Source organism: Citrobacter sp. GW821-FHT07H02 (assembly GCF_059418505.1).
The window spans coordinates 99,906-121,808 of sequence record NZ_JBWKPZ010000003.1 but is presented as its reverse complement, the minus strand read 5'-3'; the positions used below and the strand labels follow the sequence as shown (position 1 = coordinate 121,808).

The 21,903-nt window shown below is 52.3% G+C and carries 19 protein-coding genes and 1 other RNA gene; 13 read left to right on the top strand and 7 right to left on the bottom strand.

Features of this window, described 5'->3' with window-relative positions; all coding sequences use genetic code 11:
• Positions 1-63 precede the first annotated feature (63 nt).
• The 9 genes from pheS to selO all read left to right on the top strand — a co-directional run bounded on the left by pheS (position 64) and on the right by selO (position 9,291).
• A complete protein-coding gene (gene pheS / locus AC07NP_RS05790) occupies positions 64-1,047 on the top strand; it encodes a phenylalanine--tRNA ligase subunit alpha (protein WP_192612044.1) in 984 nt (327 codons plus the stop codon).
• A 15-nt stretch (positions 1,048-1,062) separates the two neighbouring features.
• Entirely contained in the window at positions 1,063-3,450 is a 2,388-nt protein-coding gene (gene pheT, locus AC07NP_RS05785) for a phenylalanine--tRNA ligase subunit beta (protein ID WP_494659842.1), read from the top strand.
• Positions 3,451-3,454: 4 nt separating this feature from the next.
• Positions 3,455-3,754, top strand: a complete 300-nt coding sequence (gene ihfA, locus AC07NP_RS05780; RefSeq protein ID WP_003030571.1) for an integration host factor subunit alpha — start codon at positions 3,455-3,457, stop codon at positions 3,752-3,754.
• Between the two features lie 102 nt (positions 3,755-3,856).
• Positions 3,857-4,837, top strand: a complete 981-nt coding sequence (gene btuC / locus AC07NP_RS05775; RefSeq protein WP_203358004.1) for a vitamin B12 ABC transporter permease BtuC — start codon at positions 3,857-3,859, stop codon at positions 4,835-4,837.
• Between the two features lie 81 nt (positions 4,838-4,918).
• Complete coding sequence (locus AC07NP_RS05770) at positions 4,919-5,470, top strand: glutathione peroxidase (RefSeq protein WP_494659841.1); 552 nt, start codon at positions 4,919-4,921, stop codon at positions 5,468-5,470.
• Positions 5,470-6,219: a vitamin B12 ABC transporter ATP-binding protein BtuD gene (btuD, locus tag AC07NP_RS05765; protein WP_494659840.1), complete on the top strand. Its 750-nt coding sequence runs from the start codon at positions 5,470-5,472 to the stop codon at positions 6,217-6,219. The genes AC07NP_RS05770 and btuD overlap by 1 nt, the downstream gene beginning before the upstream one ends.
• Before the next feature lie 75 nt (positions 6,220-6,294).
• A complete protein-coding gene (locus tag AC07NP_RS05760; protein WP_203358001.1) occupies positions 6,295-6,759 on the top strand; it encodes an NlpC/P60 family protein in 465 nt (154 codons plus the stop codon).
• A gap of 314 nt (positions 6,760-7,073) precedes the next feature.
• Positions 7,074-7,787: an EAL domain-containing protein gene (locus AC07NP_RS05755; protein ID WP_494659839.1), complete on the top strand. Its 714-nt coding sequence runs from the start codon at positions 7,074-7,076 to the stop codon at positions 7,785-7,787.
• Positions 7,788-7,848: 61 nt separating this feature from the next.
• Entirely contained in the window at positions 7,849-9,291 is a 1,443-nt protein-coding gene (selO, locus tag AC07NP_RS05750; RefSeq protein WP_494659838.1) for a protein adenylyltransferase SelO, read from the top strand.
• 6 nt (positions 9,292-9,297) lie between these two features.
• On the opposite strand, the gene hemP is transcribed toward selO, so the two are convergent.
• From hemP to ppsR, 3 genes are all read right to left on the bottom strand, one after another.
• On the bottom strand, positions 9,298-9,489 hold the full coding sequence (hemP, locus tag AC07NP_RS05745; RefSeq protein ID WP_203357998.1) for a hemin uptake protein HemP: 192 nt from the start codon (positions 9,487-9,489) through the stop codon (positions 9,298-9,300).
• Between the two features lie 167 nt (positions 9,490-9,656).
• Positions 9,657-10,703, bottom strand: a complete 1,047-nt coding sequence (gene aroH / locus AC07NP_RS05740) for a 3-deoxy-7-phosphoheptulonate synthase AroH (protein ID WP_203357997.1) — start codon at positions 10,701-10,703, stop codon at positions 9,657-9,659.
• Between the two features lie 155 nt (positions 10,704-10,858).
• Entirely contained in the window at positions 10,859-11,692 is an 834-nt protein-coding gene (ppsR, locus tag AC07NP_RS05735; protein ID WP_203357996.1) for a posphoenolpyruvate synthetase regulatory kinase/phosphorylase PpsR, read from the bottom strand.
• 335 nt (positions 11,693-12,027) lie between these two features.
• Between ppsR and ppsA the strand changes: the two genes are divergently transcribed.
• Positions 12,028-14,406: a phosphoenolpyruvate synthase gene (gene ppsA / locus AC07NP_RS05730; RefSeq protein WP_203357995.1), complete on the top strand. Its 2,379-nt coding sequence runs from the start codon at positions 12,028-12,030 to the stop codon at positions 14,404-14,406.
• A 64-nt stretch (positions 14,407-14,470) separates the two neighbouring features.
• Here the strand turns inward: ppsA and aroD are convergent, their stop codons facing one another.
• From aroD to ydiK, 3 genes are all read right to left on the bottom strand, one after another.
• Positions 14,471-15,223 carry a type I 3-dehydroquinate dehydratase gene (aroD, locus tag AC07NP_RS05725; protein ID WP_494659837.1) on the bottom strand — a complete coding sequence of 251 codons (753 nt, stop codon included), beginning with the start codon at positions 15,221-15,223 and terminating at the stop codon, positions 14,471-14,473.
• A 126-nt stretch (positions 15,224-15,349) separates the two neighbouring features.
• Positions 15,350-15,457, bottom strand: an RNA gene (gene rprA, locus AC07NP_RS05720) — antisense sRNA RprA.
• A 265-nt stretch (positions 15,458-15,722) separates the two neighbouring features.
• Positions 15,723-16,835, bottom strand: coding sequence for an AI-2E family transporter YdiK (gene ydiK / locus AC07NP_RS05715; protein ID WP_494659836.1), 1,113 nt, complete (start codon positions 16,833-16,835; stop codon positions 15,723-15,725).
• A 302-nt stretch (positions 16,836-17,137) separates the two neighbouring features.
• Here ydiK and ydiJ point away from each other — a divergent pair, with 302 nt between their 5' ends.
• From ydiJ to AC07NP_RS05700, 3 genes are all read left to right on the top strand, one after another.
• On the top strand, positions 17,138-20,194 hold the full coding sequence (gene ydiJ / locus AC07NP_RS05710) for a D-2-hydroxyglutarate dehydrogenase YdiJ (protein WP_494659835.1): 3,057 nt from the start codon (positions 17,138-17,140) through the stop codon (positions 20,192-20,194).
• Positions 20,191-20,601, top strand: a complete 411-nt coding sequence (gene menI, locus AC07NP_RS05705) for a 1,4-dihydroxy-2-naphthoyl-CoA hydrolase (protein WP_203357991.1) — start codon at positions 20,191-20,193, stop codon at positions 20,599-20,601. The genes ydiJ and menI overlap by 4 nt, the downstream gene beginning before the upstream one ends.
• Positions 20,602-20,700: 99 nt before the next feature.
• Positions 20,701-20,889 carry a YdiH family protein gene (locus AC07NP_RS05700; RefSeq protein WP_203357990.1) on the top strand — a complete coding sequence of 63 codons (189 nt, stop codon included), beginning with the start codon at positions 20,701-20,703 and terminating at the stop codon, positions 20,887-20,889.
• An 83-nt stretch (positions 20,890-20,972) separates the two neighbouring features.
• Here the strand turns inward: AC07NP_RS05700 and AC07NP_RS05695 are convergent, their stop codons facing one another.
• Positions 20,973-21,824: a Vmh family MBL fold metallo-hydrolase gene (locus tag AC07NP_RS05695; RefSeq protein ID WP_494659834.1), complete on the bottom strand. Its 852-nt coding sequence runs from the start codon at positions 21,822-21,824 to the stop codon at positions 20,973-20,975.
• Between the last annotated feature and the right edge of the window lie 79 nt (positions 21,825-21,903).

The following is a 21,903-nucleotide window of genomic DNA, read 5'->3' as shown; positions in this document are numbered from 1 at the left end:
GAAATAGTTAGAGCAAAAATAATGACCACAAACGGTGTCTTCACCGACACAATGAGGAAAACCATGTCACATCTCGCAGAGCTGGTTGCCAGTGCAAAGGCAGCCATTAACCAGGCGTCAGATGTTGCCGCGTTAGACAATGTACGCGTCGAATATTTGGGCAAGAAAGGGCATTTAACCCTTCAGATGACGACCCTGCGTGAACTGCCGCCAGAAGAGCGTCCGGCCGCTGGTGCGGTTATCAACGAAGCGAAAGAGCAGGTGCAGCAAGCGCTGAACGCACGTAAGGCAGATTTAGAAAATGCTGCGCTGAACGCGCGTCTGGCCGAAGAAACGATTGACGTTTCTCTGCCTGGTCGTCGTATCGAAAACGGCGGTCTGCATCCGGTGACCCGTACCATCGATCGTATTGAAAGTTTCTTTGGCGAGCTTGGTTTTACTGTGGCGACAGGCCCGGAAATCGAAGACGACTATCACAACTTCGATGCGCTGAATATCCCAGGTCATCACCCGGCACGTGCGGACCACGACACATTCTGGTTTGATGCGACCCGCCTGCTGCGTACGCAGACCTCTGGCGTTCAGATCCGTACCATGAAAGACCAGCAGCCGCCGATTCGTATCATCGCGCCGGGACGCGTGTATCGTAACGATTACGATCAGACTCACACCCCGATGTTCCATCAGATGGAAGGGTTGATTGTTGACACCAACATCAGCTTTACCAACCTGAAAGGCACGCTCCACGACTTCCTGCGTAACTTCTTTGAAGAAGATTTGCAGATCCGTTTCCGTCCTTCTTACTTCCCGTTCACTGAGCCGTCTGCAGAAGTGGATGTGATGGGCAAAAATGGCAAATGGCTGGAAGTGCTGGGTTGCGGCATGGTGCATCCGAACGTACTGCGTAATGTCGGTATCGATCCGGAAATTTACTCTGGCTTCGCCTTTGGTATGGGCATGGAACGTCTGACGATGCTGCGTTATGGCGTGACTGACCTGCGTTCATTCTTCGAAAACGATCTGCGTTTCCTCAAACAGTTTAAATAAAGGCAGGAATAAATAATGAAATTCAGTGAACTGTGGTTACGCGAATGGGTAAACCCGGCAATCGATAGCGATGCGCTGTCGAACCAAATCACCATGGCCGGTCTGGAAGTTGATGGTGTTGATCCGGTTGCCGGTGAGTTTAACGGCGTGGTTGTGGGCGAAGTAGTGGAGTGCGCTCAGCATCCTAACGCCGACAAACTGCGTGTAACGAAAGTCGATGTGGGTGGTGAACGCCTGCTGGATATCGTCTGCGGCGCGCCGAACTGCCGTCAGGGGCTGCGTGTCGCGGTGGCGACAGTCGGAGCCGTACTGCCGGGCGATTTTAAAATTAAAGCGGCTAAGCTGCGTGGTGAGCCGTCGGAAGGGATGCTGTGCTCCTTCTCTGAGCTGGGCATTTCCGACGATCATAACGGCATTATCGAACTGCCTGCGGATGCGCCGATCGGGACCGACATCCGTGAATACCTGAAACTTGATGATAACACCATCGAGATCAGCGTGACGCCAAACCGTGCCGACTGTTTAGGTATTATCGGTGTCGCACGTGACGTCGCTGTGCTGAACCAGGCGCCGCTGGTTGAGCCGGAAATCGCGCCCGTTGCGGCGACGATCAATGATACGCTGCCTATCGCTGTAGACGCACCAGAAGCCTGTCCGCGCTACCTGGGCCGCGTGGTCAAAGGTATCAACGTTAAAGCGCCAACGCCGCTGTGGATGAAAGAGAAACTGCGTCGTTGTGGTATCCGTTCTATTGATGCTGTGGTTGACGTGACCAACTACGTGCTGCTCGAACTGGGTCAGCCGATGCACGCGTTTGATAAAGACCGCATCGAAGGCGGGATTGTCGTGCGTATGGCGAAAGAGGGTGAATCTCTGGTGCTGCTGGATGGCACTGAAGCCAAACTGAGCGCTGACACGCTGGTCATTGCCGACCATCAGAAAGCGCTGGCAATGGGCGGTATCTTCGGCGGTGAACACTCCGGTGTGAACGACGAAACGCAAAATGTGCTGCTGGAATGCGCATTCTTCAGCCCGCTCTCCATTACGGGGCGCGCACGTCGTCATGGCCTGCACACTGACGCATCTCACCGCTATGAGCGTGGCGTGGATCCGGCTCTGCAGCATAAAGCGATGGAACGTGCGACCCGTCTGCTGATCGACATTTGTGGTGGTGAAGCTGGTCCGGTCATTGACGTCACCCATGAAGCGACGTTGCCGAAGCGCGCGACCATCACCCTGCGTCGCAGCAAACTGGATCGCCTGATCGGTCATCACGTTGCGGATGAGCAAGTGAGCGATATTCTGCGCCGTCTGGGTTGCGAAGTGACGGAAGGTCAGGACGAGTGGAAAGCGGTTGCACCGAGCTGGCGCTTCGATATGGAGATTGAAGAAGATCTGGTCGAAGAAGTCGCGCGCGTGTACGGCTATAACAATATCCCTGATGAGCCGGTTCAGGCGGGTCTGATCATGGGGACACACCGCGAAGCCAATCTGTCACTGAAGCGCGTCAAAACGATGCTGAATGACAAAGGCTATCAGGAAGTGATCACCTATAGCTTTGTTGATCCTAAAGTACAGCAATTGATTCACCCGGGTGTTGAAGCGCTGCTGCTGCCAAGCCCAATCTCTGTAGAGATGTCCGCAATGCGCCTGTCTCTGTGGACTGGCTTACTGGCGACCGTTGTCTATAACCAGAACCGTCAGCAGAACCGTGTACGCATTTTTGAAAGCGGTCTGCGTTTTGTTCCTGATACTCAGGCGAACCTGGGCATTCGTCAGGACCTGATGCTGGCAGGGGTGATTTGCGGTAACCGTCACGATGAGCACTGGAACCTGGCAAAAGAGACCGTTGATTTCTATGATCTGAAGGGCGACCTGGAATCAGTGCTGGACCTGACCGGTAAACTTGCTGACGTACAGTTCAAAGCAGAAGCCAATCCGGCACTGCATCCTGGACAGTCCGCAGCGATTTATCTGAAAGGTGAACGTATTGGTTTTATTGGGGTTGTTCATCCTGAGCTGGAACGTAAACTGGATCTCAACGGTCGCACTCTGGTGTTTGAACTGGAGTGGAATAAGCTCGCAGACCGCGTGGTGCCTCAGGCGGGTGAGATTTCTCGCTTCCCGGCTAACCGTCGCGATATCGCGGTTGTGGTCGCAGAAAACGTTCCTGCAGCAGATATTTTATCTGAGTGTAAGAAAGTTGGCGTAAATCAGGTAGTTGGCGTAAACTTATTTGACGTGTACCGCGGTAAGGGTGTTGCGGAGGGTTATAAGAGCCTCGCTATCAGCCTGATCCTTCAGGATACCAGCCGTACACTCGAAGAAGAGGAGATTGCCGCTACCGTCGCCAAATGTGTAGAGGCATTAAAAGAGCGATTCCAGGCATCATTGAGGGATTGAACCTATGGCGCTTACAAAAGCTGAAATGTCAGAATATCTGTTTGATAAGCTTGGGCTTAGCAAGCGGGATGCCAAAGAACTGGTCGAACTGTTTTTCGAAGAGATCCGTCGTGCTCTGGAAAACGGTGAGCAGGTAAAACTCTCTGGTTTTGGTAACTTCGATCTGCGTGATAAGAATCAACGTCCGGGCCGTAACCCGAAAACGGGCGAAGATATTCCCATTACAGCAAGGCGCGTGGTGACCTTCAGACCCGGACAGAAGTTAAAGAGTCGGGTTGAAAACGCAACGCCCAAAGAAGAGTAATTTTTAACTAACTAAAAAGGCCGCTTTTGCGGCCTTTTTTCTTTTCACTGCTGCATAAGCACCGTAAAATCAAGATCATCCCTTTTCAGCAGAATGGAAAATATGCTGACTTTTGCCCGCCAACAACAGCGACGACATGTGCGCTGGATACTGAGTCTGACGGCGCTAACGCTGCTGGCAGCCGCTGTAAGTTTATGTGCTGGAGAACAGTGGATAGGTCCAGGTGAGTGGTTTGGTACCCGTGGAGACCTGTTTGTCTGGCAAATTCGACTGCCACGGACGCTGGCTGTTTTGCTGGTCGGGGCCGCACTGGCGCTCTCCGGCGCGGTGATGCAGGCACTCTTTGAAAACCCACTTGCGGAGCCGGGACTGCTTGGCGTTTCCAATGGCGCTGGTGTGGGGCTTATTGCGGCCGTGCTGTTAGGGCAGGGTAAGCTTCCGGGTTGGGCATTAGGGGTGTGCGCGATTGCAGGCGCACTCATTATCACGCTCATTCTTCTGCGTTTCGCACGTCGTCATCTTTCGACCAGTCGCTTACTGCTTGCCGGTGTCGCGTTGGGCATTATTTGTAGTGCACTGATGACGTGGGCGATCTATTTTTCCACCTCTTTTGACCTGCGCCAGTTGATGTACTGGATGATGGGGGGCTTCGGCGGCGTTGACTGGCAACAGAGCTGGTTGATGATCGCATTGATTCCGGTTCTGATCTGGATTTGCTGCCAGTCGCAGGCTATGAATATGCTGGCATTGGGCGAAACCTCTGCCCGCCAGCTTGGGTTGCCTTTATGGTTCTGGCGTAATCTGCTGGTAGTGGCGACAGGATGGATGGTTGGCGTGAGCGTGGCGTTGGCTGGGGCAATTGGCTTTATCGGTTTGGTTATTCCCCATATCTTGCGTTTATGCGGGTTAACCGACCATCGTGTCTTATTGCCTGCGTGTGCGCTGGCGGGCGCGATTGCGCTGTTGACAGCGGATGTGGTTGCCCGACTGGCGCTCGCCTCCGCAGAACTTCCTATTGGTGTGGTAACGGCCACACTAGGGGCGCCGGTCTTTATCTGGTTGCTATTAAAAGCAGGACGTTAAATACAAAGATCATCGCTGTTCGGTCTATGATTAGAAACTGATGTTGTTCAATACTCATTCGTCTGTTACCCGGGAGACGTTATGCAAAAGACCATTCTCAACACTCAAGTGACAAGCATCGACGGCGAGGAGATCTCGCTTGCGAAATATGCCGGAAATGTACTGCTGATCGTTAACGTGGCGTCAAAATGCGGTTTAACGCCGCAGTATGAACAACTGGAAAACCTGCAAAAAACCTGGGGCGAACGTGGATTTGCCGTGTTGGGTTTTCCGTGCAACCAGTTCCTCGGGCAGGAACCGGGCAGCGAAGATGAGATTAAAACGTACTGCGCCACGACCTGGGGCGTGACGTTCCCGATGTTCAGCAAAATTGATGTCAATGGCGACGACCGCCACCCGTTGTACCAAAAATTGGTCGCTGCCGCGCCTGCGGCCGTTGCCCCACAGGCAAGCGCTTTTTACGAGCGGATGGTGAGCAAAGGTCGTGCGCCGCTGTATCCTGACGATATTTTGTGGAACTTTGAGAAGTTTTTAGTGGGTAGGGATGGACACGTCGTGCAACGTTTTTCACCTGACATGACGCCTGACGATCCCATTGTCATGGAAAGTATCAAACTGGCGTTGGAGAAATAATGTCTCCGTTGATGCAGTTACAGGACGTGGCTGAAAGCTCCCGGCTTGGTCCACTTTCAGGTTCGATCAAAGCTGGCGAAATCTTACATCTTGTCGGACCTAACGGGGCGGGGAAAAGCACACTGCTGGCGCGGATGGCAGGCTTGACCAGCGGTGCCGGAACTGTCGTATTTGGCGGTACGGCGCTGGAATCCTGGCCTGCCGCAAAGCTTGCCCAACATCGCGCCTACCTTGCGCAACAGCAAAACCCTCCTTTTGCCATGCCTGTCTGGCATTACCTGACGCTTCATCAGCCCGATAAAACACGAACCGATCTGCTGAAAGAGGTGGCCGATGCGCTCGGATTGGGCGATAAACTGGAACGGGGCACAAATCAACTCTCCGGTGGCGAGTGGCAACGTGTCCGTCTTGCGGCGGTAATGCTGCAAATTTCGCCGGATTCTAATCCTCACGGGCAATTGTTGCTTCTGGACGAACCGATGAACAGCCTGGATGTTGCGCAACAAAACGCACTGGACCGATTGCTCAGTCGGCTTTGCCTTCAGGGAATTGCTGTCGTGATGAGCAGCCATGATCTTAACCACACGCTACGTCACGCGCATCAGGCGTGGCTGTTGAAACGTGGGGCGTTGATTGCCTGTGGGCCGCGTGAAGAGGTGCTGACACCGCCCAATTTAGCCCGTGCGTATGGGTTAAACTTCCGGCGGCTTGATGTGGAAGGCCACAGAATGCTCATATCAACCACTTAAGTTAAATGGTTTCTTGAAAATAAGGCGCTTTCCACGCTATATAGATATAAAAATAAAAAAGAGGATTCGTCCTGAATGCGTTTTTGGTTCCTTCTTATCGCAGCACTGGTGTTAGCTGGGTGTAGTAGCCATCGCGCTCCTGCGCCAAATGCCAGACTTTCGGATTCCATTACGGTGATCGCGGGTCTCAATGATCAGTTACAGAACTGGCGCGGAACACCGTACCGTTATGGCGGAATGAGCCGTAGTGGTGTGGACTGTTCAGGGTTTGTGTTGATGACGATGCGTGACCAGTTCTCTCTGCAACTGCCGCGAGACACCCGACAACAGTCCAAAATTGGTACGGAAATCGACAAAGATGATCTCCTGCCCGGCGATCTGGTTTTCTTTAAAACCGGTTCGGGTGAGAGTGGTTTGCATGTCGGTATCTATGACACCAATAATCAATTTATCCATGCGTCGACCAGTCGAGGGGTGATGCGTTCATCTCTCGACAATGTCTACTGGCGCAAAAATTTTTGGCAGGCCCGAAGAATTTAATCATGCGGATGACAAGGTTTTCCTGGCTTATCATCCGTATTTAAAAATGAAATTTTGCGATTAATGACATAAGGCTGGCTTCCTGATAACCATACTATTCATGAAAGTAATGTGGTTAGCGTAAATTCGCGCGCATCTCATGAAAAAGTGTAAAACTGGATATTGGTTTATAATCAGGATAAGCTAAAAAAAGGACCCGGTTTACCGGATAAAAAGGATAAAATGAAAGCACCCCCATTAGTCTCTGAAATGATGTCGTTTTCCATCCGTTGTTACAGGATGCCGGATTACACCCAAACAGCGGGACTGGCACAATGATTGTTTCACTGGATAATTCCTATCACTCCGATCTCTTGTTTCTGCCCGCGCGGAGTGTAAAAGGGGATCTTGTCGGTTTAGAAACCATCGCAAACTTTGTCAGTGACGATGGCTCTGTACGTATGCCGACAGAGCTGGTCATACCCCGACTGTCGGCTGAAGAGCAGTGCCGGTTATTCGAAGAAAAACTCTCACTGATTGAAACGTGCCAACATTTTTTTATTCAACAAAAATTGAATGCCTGGATTAAATTAACGCCAGCGGTGGTTGACGCATTAATATATGACGACCAGTTTAACGCGCGTGTTAAGCGATTTTCATTTCTTGAATTAATGATTAATGAAAATTACCCTGAATTAAATCGTGGAAAAGAAAATCCAAAACTGGTGAAATTAGCGGCGCGGTTTCCACTCATACTGGCTAATTTTGGTGCGGGTGATTCTTCAATGAAAGCCATTTTTGACGGTCTTTTCAAACGGGTTGCGCTGGATAAAAGTTTTGTTCAGCACAGAGCAATGAGCATTTCATTTGAACCGTTTATGCAGGCTATTGTTTCGCAAATATCATCCTGTTGTGATTCCGTTATAATTGCGGGTATCGATACGGAAGAGATGAAGGTCCGCGTAACCCCTTTAGGTTTCAGCGTATTGCAGGGCTGCTTGTGGCCAGCCGTGTCGGTCGGTCAGATAACGTCCCTGGTACAGCGATAACCCTTCTATTTGCTGGTGTTTAAGACGGTAGTAACCGACTACACTACAAACAGGAGGCCCTATGACCCTGTCTTTTACCGCCCGCTGGCGCGATGAGTTGCCGGCAACGTATACCGCTCTTTCCCCAACTCCCCTGAGCAATGCCCGTGTGATTTGGCATAATGATGCTTTGGCACAACAGCTTGATATTCCAGCCTCACTTTTTGATGTTGAACGTGGAGCGGGTGTCTGGGGTGGTGAATCTTTACTTCCCGGAATGTCGCCTCTGGCCCAGGTCTACAGCGGACATCAGTTTGGTGTCTGGGCGGGGCAACTTGGCGACGGACGCGGCATTCTGCTGGGAGAACAACTCCTGCCCGATGGCACGACGCTTGACTGGCATCTGAAAGGCGCGGGTTTAACCCCGTATTCGCGAATGGGCGATGGGCGAGCCGTACTGCGCTCTACGATCAGAGAGAGTCTGGCCAGTGAGGCGATGCATTACCTGGGGATCCCAACGACCCGTGCGTTGTCGATTGTGACCAGCGATTCCCCGGTTTACCGGGAAACGCCGGAAACCGGTGCAATGTTGATGCGTCTGGCGCAAAGCCATATGCGTTTCGGCCATTTTGAACACTTCTACTATCGCCGTGAACCTGAAAAAGTGCGCCAGCTGGCTGATTTTGCTATTCGCCACTACTGGCCCCATTTTCAGGATGAAGATGATAAATACACGCTCTGGTTTCGGGATGTGGTGTCGCGTACGGCGACGCTTATCGCTGACTGGCAGACCGTGGGATTTGCCCATGGCGTGATGAATACCGACAACATGTCTATCCTGGGGTTGACGATAGATTATGGGCCGTTTGGTTTTCTGGATGATTATCAGCCTGGGCTGATTTGCAATCATTCCGACCATCTGGGGCGCTACAGCTTTGAAAACCAACCCGCTGTGGGGCTATGGAATTTACAACGACTGGCGCAGACGCTTTCTCCGTTTATGTCGGTTGATACACTCAATGATGCGCTGGATGGCTATCAACTGGCCCTGTTGACGCGTTACGGCCAACGGATGCGGCAAAAGCTGGGATTCTTTAGCGAACAGAAAGACGACAATGCGTTACTCAACGCTTTGTTCAGCCTGATGGCGCGCGAGAGAAGCGACTATACCCGAACATTCAGAATGTTGAGCCAGACAGAGCAGCAAAGCGCGGCATCTCCGTTGCGTGATGAGTTTGTTGACCGTGCCGCCTTTGACGAGTGGTTCACACAGTATCGCGCTCGCCTGCAACGGGAACAGGTTGATGATGCATTGCGTCAGCAACACATGCAGCGCGCCAACCCTGCGGTGGTACTGCGCAACTGGTTGGCTCAGCGTGCTATAGAGAATGCGGAACGTGGGGATACGCGCGAATTGCACCAACTGCATCAGGTACTGCGCACACCGTTTACCGACAGAGATGATGACTATGTCAGCCGTCCTCCCGACTGGGGAAAACGGCTGGAAGTCAGTTGCTCAAGCTAGAACAGTTTATTTGGTCAGGAGAAGCTTACCGGCGTTCGTTTTACGCAGCAGATACTCCTGACCATCATGATCGATGATCACTTTTCCTTGTGGACCTAATAACGTCTGGCTGCTGATCCGCCGTTCCGTATCATTGGGGGGAGGGACGCTGCTCTTTTCCTTAGAATGAGGTGACTCGGTGCGATCCATACGTGACATAGCGTTCATTAATAAAAATCAATTTAACAATGATTATTATTATCAATAATATGGACGGTAACGGCAAGTGTTAAATGAGCGTTGCGTGTTGATGCGTAGCGAAGAGGGTGATGAGCAAAATAAGGGTGAGGAAGGAAGCGCCCATCCCCGAAGGAATGGGCCGTACATCAAAAACGGCACTCCACGGCGGAGGCTAATTTTTCCAGCAACAGTTCGGTGTCTTCCCAGTTCAGGCAGGGGTCGGTAATCGACTGACCGTACACCAGCGGTTGACCGCTAACGATTTTCTGCGTGCCTTCACGCAAGAAACTTTCGGCCATGACCCCGGCAATCGCAGTGGAGCCATTACGAATTTGCTGGCAAACGTCATCACACACGTCCAGTTGGCGGCGGTGCTGCTTCTGGCAGTTGCCGTGACTAAAGTCCACCACCAGATGTTCCGGCAGATCAAACTCGTGCAAGGTATCGCAGGCGGCGGCAATATCTTCAGCGTGGTAATTGGGCTTTTTACCGCCACGCATAATGATATGACCATAAGGGTTGCCACTGGTCTGATAAATGGTCATCTGGCCCGATTTATCCGGTGAAAGGAACATATGACTGGCGCGGGAGGCGCGAATGGCGTCGACGGCAATGCGTGTGTTGCCATCAGTACCGTTTTTAAATCCGACAGGGCAGGAGAGTGCGGAAGCCATTTCACGGTGGATCTGGCTTTCTGTGGTCCGTGCGCCAATGGCTCCCCAGCTGATCAGATCGGCGATAAACTGCCCCGTCACCATGTCGAGAAATTCAGTCGCGGTTGGTACGCCTAATTCATTGACTTTCAGCAGTAATTTTCGCGCCAGTTCAATGCCGTGGTTAACACGATAGCTGCCGTTTAAATCAGGGTCGGAGATTAAGCCTTTCCAGCCAACAACGGTACGCGGCTTTTCAAAATAGGTGCGCATGACGATTTCCAGGCGCGCCTGATGTTTTGAACGCAGTGTTTGCAAACGGCTGGCGTAATCCATCGCGGCATCAAGATCGTGAATTGAGCAAGGGCCAATGATCACCAGCAGGCGGGGATCTTCACCATTCAATATTTTTTCAATCCGGCGTCGCGAGTCGGTAACGTGGCTTGCAACAGCGGACGATACGGGATGTCGTAGCGCCAATTCGGCGGGGGTGACAAGACTGTCTATACGCGCAGTACGGAGTTCGTCGGTTCTGTTCATTACATCTCTCAGAAATTTGTTGCTTCAACGGCAGGACTACCGGGAAGTGATGGGCATCACGATAAACCAATCCCTGCTGATTTCAAGTGCGAGGCGTGTCACACCTCGCAAGCTATCAGAGATGATAACGAAAATTGAATCATTGCACTAGCGCATTAGTACATTCGGCGATTCAATCCCATAATGTCGAGAATTTTAGTCGCAATTTCTTCTACCGAGTAATTGGTACTGTTCAACCACGGGATCTGGTTTTTACGATACAGCGCTTCAACTTCCGCCACTTCCATCCGGCACTGGCGCAGTGAAGCATAACGGCTGTTTTCACGGCGCTCTTCGCGAATGGCCGCCAGACGTTCCGCCTCGATCGTCAAACCAAAAAGCTTGTGCTGGAGGGGTTTCAGAGACGCGGGTAACACCAGATTATCCATATCATCAGCAATAAAGGGGTAGTTTGCCGCCCGGATGCCAAACTGCATTGCCAGATAAAGACTGGTCGGCGTTTTTCCACAACGTGAGACACCCAACAGGATCACCTGAGCCTGATCGAGGTTGCGCAACGAAATGCCGTCATCATGCGCGAGGGTGTAGTCAATGGCGGCGATGCGCGCATCATACTTATTGAGATTGCCGGGATTAAGACCGTGGGTGCGATGCGCAATCGGGGTCGGGTCAAGCTTCATTTCTTGCTGCAGCGGCGCGACCAGCGCCTGCACAATGTCCTGACAGAAACCTTCGCTTTGCAAAATGATTGCGCGGATTTCGGGTAGCACAATGGAGTAGAACACCAGCGGGCGCACACCAGTTTGCTGGTAAATCGCGTCGATCTGGTCTTTGACCGCCCTGGCGCGACTCTCATTTTCGACAAACGGCAGCGTGATGCTACTGATCGTCACGGGAAACTGCGACATGACAGCATGTCCCAGCACTTCGGCAGTAATGGCCGTACCATCAGAAATATAAAAAACATGACGATCAACAACATTATCCATTTTGTTCATCCTGAAGAGCACACATAATTCTCTGAAAGCATAAATTAAAAAAAGACAGAAGCGTATAACTCAGCTCTTATTTTATAAAATGAAACACTATTTTTATATTTACTGAAAAGTACATTTCATTTTTTGGAACTGATGTTTATACCGACAGTTTTTAGGGGGATCGCCCGTACTTCGTGGCTTTGCGCAAATGCGGAAACAATCTGAAAAAAGAAAAAATATATTTGCTTGAACGATTCACCGTTTTTTTCGGCGGGTTAAATATGCAAAGATAAATACGCAATTAAGTGTTTCCTAAACTCGTTCATTTATCACAAAAGGATTGTTCGATGTCCAACAATGGCTCGTCACCGCTGGTGCTTTGGTATAACCAACTCGGCATGAATGATGTAGACAGAGTTGGGGGCAAAAATGCCTCCCTGGGTGAAATGATTACTAACCTCTCCGGTATGGGTGTTTCAGTACCGAATGGGTTTGCGACAACCGCCGATGCGTTTGACCAATTTCTGGACCAAAGCGGCGTAAACCAGCGCATTTATGAACTGCTGGATCAAACGGATATTGACGATGTCACTGCGCTGGCGAAAGCCGGTGCGCAGATCCGCCAGTGGATTATCGACACTCCTTTCCAGCCTGAGCTGGAAAATGCCATCCGCGATGCGTACGCGCAGCTTTCCGCGGATGATGCTCATGCCTCGTTTGCGGTGCGTTCTTCCGCAACGGCAGAAGATATGCCAGACGCGTCATTTGCGGGCCAGCAGGAAACTTTCCTCAACGTGCAGGGGTTTGATGCTGTGCTGGTGGCGGTGAAACATGTCTTCGCGTCGTTGTTTAACGATCGTGCGATTTCCTACCGTGTGCATCAGGGCTATGACCACCGCGGCGTTGCGCTCTCTGCGGGCGTTCAGCGCATGGTGCGTTCAGATCTCGCCTCGTCCGGCGTGATGTTCTCCATTGATACGGAGTCAGGTTTCGACCAGGTCGTCTTCATTACTTCAGCCTGGGGTCTGGGCGAGATGGTGGTGCAGGGCGCGGTGAACCCGGATGAGTTCTACGTGCACAAACCAACGTTGGCGGCAAACCGTCCTTCCATTGTTCGTCGCACCATGGGTTCGAAAAAAATCCGTATGGTCTATGCGCCGACGCAAGAGCACGGAAAGCAGGTCAAAATTGAAGATGTGCCGCAGGAACAACGCGACATTTTCTCGCTGACCAACGAGGAAGTCCAGGAGCTGGCGAAACAAGCGGTGCAGATCGAGAAACATTACGGTCGCCCGATGGACATCGAATGGGCAAAAGACGGTCACACCGGCAAATTGTTCATTGTTCAGGCGCGTCCGGAAACCGTCCGCTCACGCGGTCAGGTGATGGAGCGTTACACGCTGCATGCCCAGGGCAAAATTGTTGCGGAAGGTCGTGCCATTGGCCACCGTATCGGCGCGGGCACCGTGAAGGTCATCCATGACATCAGCGAGATGAACCGTATCGAGCCGGGAGATGTGCTGGTAACTGACATGACCGACCCGGACTGGGAACCGATCATGAAAAAAGCCGCGGCGATTGTGACTAACCGTGGCGGTCGTACCTGTCATGCGGCGATCATCGCGCGTGAGCTGGGGATCCCGGCAGTGGTTGGCTGTGGCGATGCGACCGAACGCATGAAAGATGGCGATAAAGTGACCGTTTCCTGCTCTGAAGGCGACACCGGTTACGTGTATGCCGATTTACTCGACTTTAGTGTGAAAAGCTCCAGCGTCGACACCATGCCGGATCTGCCGTTGAAGATCATGATGAACGTTGGCAACCCGGATCGCGCGTTTGACTTTGCCTGTTTGCCGAATGAAGGTGTTGGCCTGGCGCGTCTCGAATTTATCATCAACCGTATGATCGGCGTGCACCCGCGTGCGTTGCTGGAGTTTGATGACCAGGACGTGAAACTGCAAAACGAAATCCGCGAAATGATGAAAGGTTTCGATTCGCCGCGTGAGTTCTACGTTGGTCGTTTGACGGAAGGCATCGCGACGCTGGGCGCCGCATTTTACCCGAAACGCGTCATCGTGCGTCTCTCTGATTTTAAATCGAACGAATACGCCAACCTGGTGGGCGGCGAGCGTTATGAGCCAGAAGAAGAGAACCCGATGCTGGGCTTCCGTGGCGCTGGCCGTTATGTTTCTGACAGCTTCCGTGACTGTTTTGCGCTTGAGTGTGATGCGGTTAAACGCGTGCGCAACGACATGGGGCTGACCAACGTTGAAATCATGATCCCGTTTGTGCGTACGGTTGATCAGGCGAAAGCGGTAGTAGAAGAGCTGGAGCGTCAGGGGCTGAAACGCGGTGAAAACGGACTGAAACTCATCATGATGTGTGAGATCCCGTCTAACGCCTTGCTGGCGGAGCAGTTCCTCGAGTACTTTGACGGCTTCTCAATCGGTTCCAACGACATGACGCAGCTGACGCTGGGTCTGGATCGTGATTCCGGTGTGGTTTCAGCGCTGTTCGACGAACGTAACGATGCGGTCAAGGCACTGCTGTCGATGGCGATTCGTGCAGCGAAGAAACAAGGGAAGTACGTGGGTATTTGCGGTCAGGGTCCGTCCGACCACGAAGACTTTGCTGCGTGGCTGATGGAAGAGGGGATCGACAGCCTTTCGTTGAACCCGGACACCGTCGTGCAAACCTGGTTGAGCCTGGCGGAACTGAAGAAGTAAAATAGATTACGTCACGTAAATCGAGAACGGCTCCCGTAAAAAGGAGCCGTTTTTTTATGCCTTGTTAGTGCAGGAGAGCCAGGATAGCGCGTAAGTCAGTGACAGAAATTTGTCCCGGGGCTGACGCTTTTTTTACCGCGCCAAAGGTGGCGGCAGAACCAAACACCTCACCCGCCAGGCGAGAAATGACTCCCGTTTTAGCCATCGACATGGTGATGATTGGACGATCCGCATAGTTTTCATGCATATCCAGCGTGGCGGTAAGCAGGGTTAATACATCGCGTTTTGACTGAGGCATGACGGCAATTTTGGGGATATCCGCCCCCAAAGCCTGCATTTTGCGTAGCCGATTGACGATTTCGTCTGCCGCTGGCGTCTGGTGAAAATCATGGTTAGACATGACGACATAAACCCCTTTTTCATGCGCCCTGGCAACGAGGTCTTCTACGTGTTTATCACCGGTGTACAGTTCAATATCGATGATGTCAGCAAGCCCACTGTCTATTACCGCCAGATTGAGCGCTGTGTATTCCTCAACGGAAAGCGCTTGTTCTCCTCCTTCCTGAGCGCTACGGAAGGTAAACAGTAAGGGGATATCTCCCACAATCTGGCGAAGATGAGCCAGCGCGTTCAACACCGATTGCGCAGAACCCACATCCATAAAAAGGTCGGCGCGCCATTCCAGAATGTCGAAATCAGCATCGAGATAGGCTTGTGCTTCCGTCTTGATAGTGGCGATGTCCTTGCCCATCAAAGAGACAATCACTTTCGGCACGCCTTCGCCAATGACGAGATTTTTTATTGTTAATGTCTTCATTATTACCCTTCACATACCTGGTCTGCGTTACAACATGCCGCAACACAGCATCGTTTTGCAACCATAGCCCCGGGGATTTTCAACACAATGGCGAAATAAAGGGGTCAGGGGGTCATCTTCAGGGGAATAAAAAAAAGCCCATCGTGGGAGATGGGCAAAGACTACACACAGCAATTCGTTGTTTCACTCAGGGGATGTCCATGCTTATAAATCAATGTGTTGATCTATAACCGTGAGCTAATAGTAGGCATGGGGATTTTTTGCGTCGATCAGATTCGTCTCAATAGTTTAAAAGCTGTAAAGAATTTGCGACACAAAGAGGGGAAAACAGAAAGATTCAGCAACAATATTGTGTAATCAAGGGGTTGATTGATTAGTAAATCTAAAGTATTTGGCGTTTCGGAATATCGGGACTGCCCGTCGACGCGTTGTTAACGGGCAGTTCTGCCGTGTGGCTTTACCAGAAAAATAGGCTTCGGCAACACCACACTTTTACGATCTACTTGTGGGGTTCTTCAGGTTCAGCCAGTCCTTCCAGAGCGTTGTTTGGCTCATTATCGGGAAGCGGAGCCTCGTTGACCCACGCAGAGAACAGACGCCAGGAGACGGCCAACAGCACTGGACCAATAAACAGGCCGATCATGCCAAACGCAATTAATCCGCCGATAACCCCTGAGAGGATCAGAATCAACGGCAAATCAGCGCCCATGCGAATGAGCATTGGGCGAATCACGTTATCCAGCGTACCGACCACACAACTCCACACCAGCAGCACGGTGCCCCAGGTGTTGTCGCCTGTCCAGTAGAGCCAGATGATGGAGGGAATCAGTACCGGCAGAGGCCCCAGTTGCACCAGGCAGGAGAGGATCATCAGCACGCTCAGCAGCGTGGCATAAGGCACACCGGAGATCGCCAGACCCACACCACCGAGAACCGCCTGCACCAGTGCGGTGACGACGACGCCAAGCGCCACAGCGCGAATGGCCTGCGCTGCCAGCACAACGGCTGCATCGCCACGTTTTGCCGCCAGTCGGCTTGCAAAATGGCGGACCCCTAAAGCAACCTGCTCACCACGCCAGAACAGCAGGGCGCTAAACAGCAGCATCAGGCCACAGTGCACCATAAAACGGCCAATATGGGCTGCCTGACCAACAAACCAGGTGGTCGTAGTGCCAATATAAGGCCGGATTTTGGCCATAATCCCCGAGCCGCCCATATCCAGCAGATTGTGCCAGGCGGCATACAATTTGCTCCCGACCAGCGGAATGCTGTTCAGCCAGGCAAGGTCGGGTAACGTCATGTCACCGGCGCTCATGGCGTGGATTAGCGGACCGCTGCCGTCGACGATGCTGTTCACCAACAGCGCAATGGGGATCACAAACAGCAAAACCAACAGGAGCGTCATCACCAGAACGGCGAGAGAACGGCGGCCCCAGAGCAGTTTTTGCAGCAGAAGTAAAACAGGCCAGGTGGCGATCACCACGGTGCCTGCCCAGGCAAAGCCAAGGATAAAGGGTTGTACAATCCACAGACATGCCACAATCATGATGACCAAAAACAGCGCCAATAGCAGCACTTGCGCGATATCCCTTGGCTGACGAATGTTTTCCATAAATACTTTTCACCTTTTCTGTACGTCAGAATGTTGACGTGATCTGAACACGCGAATCACTCGTATATAATAATGAGCAATTTCAGCGGTTTTTGACAGGGTGATTCTGCCTGTAATTCTGCTGAGCGCATATGAAAAAAATGTGATACAACAAATAGTGCAACACGCAAACGATTAGGCGCCGCCCTGTAAGGCTATTTTATTTACCGTTGTGAAGCTGAACAGCCTCTCATTGTCTGTAAAGTAGCCATTACCGTGACAGGCCCAGAGTCCACAACACAGACCGCAGGAAAGGGTCAATAATGATTCCACAAATTTCTCAGGCACCTGGCGTCGTTCAGCTGGTGCTCAACTTTTTGCAGGCACTGGAACAGCAAGGGTTTACGGGGGATACGGCAACCAGTTACGCCGATCGCCTCACAATGTCGACAGATAACAGTATCTATCAACTTCTGCCGGATGCTGTCCTTTTCCCCCGTTCAACGGCAGATGTGGCGCTGCTAGCCCGCCTGGCGGCAGAACCGCGATTCACCTCTCTTGTCTTTACCCCCCGCGGCGGCGGCACCGGCACCAACGGTCAGGCGCTGAATCAGGGCATTATCGTTGATATGTCGCGCTACATGAGCCGTATCATTGAGATCAACCCGGAAGAAGGGTGGGTACGGGTGGAAGCCGGCGTGATCAAAGATCAACTGAACCAGTATCTGAAACCGTATGGCTATTTCTTTGCGCCGGAGTTGTCGACCAGTAATCGGGCGACGCTGGGGGGGATGATTAATACCGATGCATCCGGTCAGGGATCGCTGGTGTACGGCAAAACCTCTGATCATGTTCTTGGCGTGCGGGCAGTGCTTCTTGGGGGCGACATTCTCGACACTCAGGCACTTCCCGTCGAACTTGCTGAGACGCTGGGTAAAAGCAATACGACGATAGGACGTATCTACCATACGGTCTATCAGCGCTGCCGTGAAAACCGTCAGTTGATTATCGATAAGTTCCCGAAGCTGAACCGGTTTTTAACGGGCTACGATTTACGTCATGTCTTTAATGATGAGATGACGGAGTTTGATTTAACGCGCATCCTGACCGGTTCTGAAGGAACGCTTGCCTTCATCACCGAAGCGCGTCTGGATATCACCCCACTGCCCAAAGTTCGCCGTCTGGTGAATGTGAAATATGACTCTTTCGATTCTGCGCTCCGCAATGCGTCGTTTATGGTTGAGGCGCGGGCGCTGTCGGTCGAAACTGTCGATTCTAAAGTGCTCAACCTCGCGCGGGAGGACATTGTCTGGCATTCCGTCAGTGAACTCATCACCGATGTGCCGGATAAAGAGATGTTGGGTCTGAACATCGTCGAATTTGCGGGGGATGACGAGGCGTTGATTGACGCGCAGATCGAGGCGCTGTGCGAGCGACTCGATGGATTGATTGCCGGGCAACAGGCTGGCGTGATCGGCTGGCAGCTGTGTACTGAACTGGCGGGTGTCGAACGTATTTACGCAATGCGTAAAAAAGCGGTGGGTTTGTTGGGGAATGCCAAAGGCGCGGCAAAACCGATTCCTTTTGCCGAAGATACCTGCGTGCCGCCAGAACATCTTGCTGATTACATTGCTGAATTCCGTGCTTTGCTCGACAGCCACGGCCTGAGCTATGGCATGTTTGGTCACGTTGATGCCGGGGTGTTGCACGTTCGACCGGCTCTGGATATGTGCGACCCGCAGCAAGAGATTCTGATGAAGCAAATATCTGACGACGTGGTAGCGCTGACGGCGAAATATGGCGGTCTGTTATGGGGTGAACACGGGAAAGGTTTCCGCGCTGAGTACAGCCCGGCATTTTTTGGCGAGCGACTGTACGGTGAACTGCGCAACGTGAAAGCGGCGTTCGACCCGCAAAACCGACTGAATCCAGGCAAGATTTGCCCGCCTGCAGGTATTGATGCGCCGATGATGAAGGTGGATGCCGTGAAGCGCGGCACCTACGATCGCCAGATCCCGTTCGCGGTGAGACAAGAGTGGCGTGGGGCGATGGAGTGCAACGGCAACGGGTTGTGCTTTAACTTTGATGCCAAAAGCCCGATGTGTCCGTCAATGAAAATCAGTCTTAACCGTATCCATTCTCCGAAAGGGCGCGCAACGCTGGTGCGTGAATGGTTACGCCTGTTGGCTGACCGCGGTATCGATCCGGTTAAGCTGGAACACGAACTGCCGGAAAAACGTGCCAGTTTGCGTACTCTGATTGCCCGCACCCGTAACAGCTGGCATGCCCGCAAGGGCGAGTACGATTTCTCGCATGAAGTGAAAGAGGCGATGTCCGGGTGTCTGGCCTGTAAAGCCTGTTCCACGCAATGCCCGATCAAAATCGACGTACCGGAATTCCGTTCGCGTTTCCTGCAGCTCTATCACACGCGTTATCTGCGTCCTCTGCGCGACCATCTGGTGGCGACAGTGGAAACCTATGCGCCGTTGATGGCGCGGGCGCCAAAAACATTCAACTTCTTTATTAATCAACCCCTGGTGCGATCGCTTTCCAAAAAACACATTGGGATGGTTGATTTGCCGCTGCTTTCTACGCCGTCACTCCAGCAACACATGGTCGGGCATCGCAGCGCCAATATGACGCTGGAACAGCTGGAGTTGTTAAGTTTCGAGCAAAAATCCCGCACGGTGCTGGTGGTGCAGGATCCGTTCACCAGTTATTACGACGCGCAGGTGGTGGCAGATTTCGTCCGCCTGGTGGAAAAACTGGGATTGCAGCCGGTGCTGCTGCCCTTCTCGCCGAATGGCAAGGCTCAGCACATCAAAGGCTTCCTTAAACGGTTTGCAAAAACCGCGAAGAAGACGTCAGAGTTTCTCAATCGCGTGGCCGCGTTGGGGATACCGATGGTGGGCGTCGATCCGGCGCTGGTTCTGTGCTATCGCGATGAGTACAACCTGGCGCTGGGTGAACAGCGTGGCGATTTCCACGTGCAACTGGTTCATGAATGGCTGCCGAAGGTACTCGAGCCGATACAGCCGCTGGCGGTCAGCGGTGAGCCCTGGTATTTCTTCGGCCATTGTACCGAAGTGACTGCCTTACCCGGCGCGCCAGCGCAGTGGGGGGCTATTTTTGCCCAATTTGGCGCCAGACTGGAAAATGTCAGCGTCGGGTGCTGCGGGATGGCGGGTACCTACGGGCACGAAGTCAAAAATCATGAGAACTCGCTGGGGATCTACGAGCTATCATGGCGTCAGGCGATGCAGCGACTGCCGCGCAACCGCTGTCTGGCAACCGGTTATTCCTGCCGGAGCCAGGTCAAGCGTGTTGAAGGCACCGGCGTTCGCCATCCACTACAGGCATTGTTGGAGATTATTGGATGATCTGGAAACGTGAAGTTTCTCTCGACGCGCTTAATGCGATGGGAGAAGGAAACATGGTCGGACTGCTGGATATCCGATTTGAGCATATTGGTGACGATACACTGGAGGCGACAATGCCTGTGGATCGTCGGACAAAACAGCCGTTTGGCCTGTTGCACGGCGGGGCGTCCGTCGTACTGGCTGAAAGTATCGGTTCGGTTGCCGGCTACTTGTGTACCCAGGGCGAACAAAGAGTGGTGGGGCTGGAGGTGAATGCTAACCACATTCGTTCCGCTCGCGAAGGGCGTGTGAGGGGCGTGTGTAAAGCGCTGCATACGGGCTCGCGCCATCAGGTCTGGCAAATTGAGATCTTTGATGAACAGGGACGCCTGTGTTGTACTTCACGTCTGACAACGGCTATTGTGTGACAACGTCACTTTAATTATCATCCTGATTTTGCTTTTGGTCGTAATGTGCACAGTGGAAAGTGATATACTGTGCACGTTTTGAACAAAAGTGAGGATGATATGTCTACCCAATTAGACCCAAGCCAACTGGCCATTGAATTTATTCGTCGCGATAAAACCGAGCTTTCTCCCGCGCAGTATCTGAAACGTTTGAAACAACTCGAGCTGGAATTTGCCGATTTACTCGCACTTTCCTCCACTGAGCTGAAAGAAGAAATTTATTTTGCCTGGCGGCTGGGCGTGCATTGATGCCGGACCGCCTGAAAGGCGACGGCCTATAATGCCAAACAGAAAACCCCGACAGTCTCCCGCCGGGGTTATTTTTTATCTGCTCACCATGCCATTTCACCGCTGTTGACCTTCGCACTCAATTCAAGCGAACTTTCATCCGCTAACCCCGGCCAGGCGGCTTTTAACGTCTGAATCACGTACGTTGATCCCTTTTTCGCCTCCAGCACTTTTTCGAAGGATTGCAGATAATCTTGCGTGAAACGGATTGCGCTATCGCCAGCCGGACGTTCGCCAATGTAGTGCCCTGGGATCACCTGATCCGGCTTCAGATTCTGCATTTCATTGAGAGTGTCTCGCCATGCCGCGCGCTGTTTTGCCGATTGCGTGTCTGCCGTCCAGACGTGAATGCCGGAAGCAATGCCCGTGCCGCCCAGAATGGCACGGTTCGCAGGGATCCAGATATAGGCGGCATAATCATTCGGATGGCGGAGTTCCAGCGTTTCACCATCAACGGTGAAACGGGTATCGTGGGTGACCGTTGGCGCCGTCACCGCTGTTGGCGCGCCGTCTTTCATTTGTGGGCCCCAGAACGCCAGTTTGGCGTCTTTTGTCGCGCGAATATGGTCAACCACGTGGGGCGTCGCCAGGATCTTCACCTCTGGAAAGGCGCTGACCAGTGGTTGTAGGCCAAAGTAAAAATCCGGATCGCCGGAGGTAATCACGATGGCTTTCAGTTTTTTGCCCTTCGCCTGAATCATCTTCACCAGTTTTTCGCCGTCTTTGATGCTGAACTGCGCATCAAACAAGATGGCCTCTTTCGGGCCGGAAACCAGCGTGGAAGAGACCGGGAAAAGACCGTTTTCTTGCGGATTATAAACATCAAGTTGAAGCGGGGCGGCGAGTAACGGCGATGCGGCAAATGACAGCAGCAGTGCCAGCGTTTTAACGTTCATAACAGGAAACCTTATGCAGAGGATGTTGTTTTCTTTACGCCTCGTATTTTAAGCAAATATCGATCTGTTAAAATTCCTC

Bases quoted from the DNA above. Each gene is read 5' to 3' on its own strand.
- ppsA (WP_203357995.1), top strand. From the start codon at position 12,028: ATGTCCAACAATGGCTCGTCACCGCTGGTGCTTTGGTATAACCAACTC.
- AC07NP_RS05760 (WP_203358001.1), top strand. From the start codon at position 6,295: ATGCGTTTTTGGTTCCTTCTTATCGCAGCACTGGTGTTAGCTGGGTGT.
- AC07NP_RS05770 (WP_494659841.1), top strand. From the start codon at position 4,919: ATGCAAAAGACCATTCTCAACACTCAAGTGACAAGCATCGACGGCGAG.
- btuD (WP_494659840.1), top strand. From the start codon at position 5,470: ATGTCTCCGTTGATGCAGTTACAGGACGTGGCTGAAAGCTCCCGGCTT.
- ihfA (WP_003030571.1), top strand. From the start codon at position 3,455: ATGGCGCTTACAAAAGCTGAAATGTCAGAATATCTGTTTGATAAGCTT.
- menI (WP_203357991.1), top strand. From the start codon at position 20,191: ATGATCTGGAAACGTGAAGTTTCTCTCGACGCGCTTAATGCGATGGGA.
- ydiJ (WP_494659835.1), top strand. From the start codon at position 17,138: ATGATTCCACAAATTTCTCAGGCACCTGGCGTCGTTCAGCTGGTGCTC.
- ydiK (WP_494659836.1), bottom strand. From the start codon at position 16,835: ATGGAAAACATTCGTCAGCCAAGGGATATCGCGCAAGTGCTGCTATTG.
- pheS (WP_192612044.1), top strand. From the start codon at position 64: ATGTCACATCTCGCAGAGCTGGTTGCCAGTGCAAAGGCAGCCATTAAC.
- aroH (WP_203357997.1), bottom strand. From the start codon at position 10,703: ATGAACAGAACCGACGAACTCCGTACTGCGCGTATAGACAGTCTTGTC.
- ppsR (WP_203357996.1), bottom strand. From the start codon at position 11,692: ATGGATAATGTTGTTGATCGTCATGTTTTTTATATTTCTGATGGTACG.
- btuC (WP_203358004.1), top strand. From the start codon at position 3,857: ATGCTGACTTTTGCCCGCCAACAACAGCGACGACATGTGCGCTGGATA.
- selO (WP_494659838.1), top strand. From the start codon at position 7,849: ATGACCCTGTCTTTTACCGCCCGCTGGCGCGATGAGTTGCCGGCAACG.
- aroD (WP_494659837.1), bottom strand. From the start codon at position 15,223: ATGAAGACATTAACAATAAAAAATCTCGTCATTGGCGAAGGCGTGCCG.
- AC07NP_RS05695 (WP_494659834.1), bottom strand. From the start codon at position 21,824: ATGAACGTTAAAACGCTGGCACTGCTGCTGTCATTTGCCGCATCGCCG.
- hemP (WP_203357998.1), bottom strand. From the start codon at position 9,489: ATGTCACGTATGGATCGCACCGAGTCACCTCATTCTAAGGAAAAGAGC.
- AC07NP_RS05755 (WP_494659839.1), top strand. From the start codon at position 7,074: ATGATTGTTTCACTGGATAATTCCTATCACTCCGATCTCTTGTTTCTG.
- pheT (WP_494659842.1), top strand. From the start codon at position 1,063: ATGAAATTCAGTGAACTGTGGTTACGCGAATGGGTAAACCCGGCAATC.
- AC07NP_RS05700 (WP_203357990.1), top strand. From the start codon at position 20,701: ATGTCTACCCAATTAGACCCAAGCCAACTGGCCATTGAATTTATTCGT.